This is a genomic window from Lentilactobacillus parafarraginis DSM 18390 = JCM 14109, from assembly GCF_001435895.1.
Classification (GTDB): domain Bacteria; phylum Bacillota; class Bacilli; order Lactobacillales; family Lactobacillaceae; genus Lentilactobacillus; species Lentilactobacillus parafarraginis.
The window spans coordinates 1-669 of the sequence record NZ_AZFZ01000197.1 but is presented as its reverse complement, the minus strand read 5'-3'; the positions used below and the strand labels follow the sequence as shown (position 1 = coordinate 669).

1 protein-coding gene is annotated in these 669 nt (G+C 36.2%); it reads left to right on the top strand.

Features of this window, described 5'->3' with window-relative positions; genetic code table 11:
* Positions 1-669: MobA/MobL family protein (locus FD47_RS14710; protein WP_162260765.1), on the top strand; the 669-nt coding region annotated here is incomplete at both ends.

Here is a 669-nt window from a genome sequence, read left to right as displayed (position 1 = left end):
ATCCGCATGCACATGTGATGTTAACCAATCGTCCATTTAACATCGATGGTACTTGGGGATTAAAGGCAAAAACTCAATACATTAAAGATGAAAATGGCAAGCAACTTCTAACTAAAAGTGGGTTCCCAAAACAAAGAAAAATTTGGTTAGTTGATTGGGATAAAAAGGAAAAAATTAATGAGTGGCGGCATAATTGGGCAACAAGTGTTAATCAGTCTTTGGCACAAAAAAATATTCCCGATCGAATTAGCGAAAAATCATTTGTCGATCAAGGAATTCAAGAGACACCTACCCAACATGAAGGGATTAATAGTCAGAGACAAAATAGAAAAGCGTTTAATCAACAAGTTAGCGCACAAAGAAGCGCCCAAGCTAAATATCACAATCTTGACGAAAAGATTAGAAATCATGAACACTTTGACGCTTTAACTGACGAGCTATCATTCTCTGAAAAACACACAATTAGTCATCTAAGTCAGCAATTGAAAGCCTATGTCGATTTAGAATATTTAGATGATAAACAGCGCATGCTATTTAATTGGAAAAACAGCTTATTAATCAAACATGCCATTGGTGAAGATGTAACTAAACAACTGCTGACCATTGACCAGCAAACGACATCACTAGCACAAGCTAACCAGTTGTTAAATAAAGTGGTGGAACGAGCAA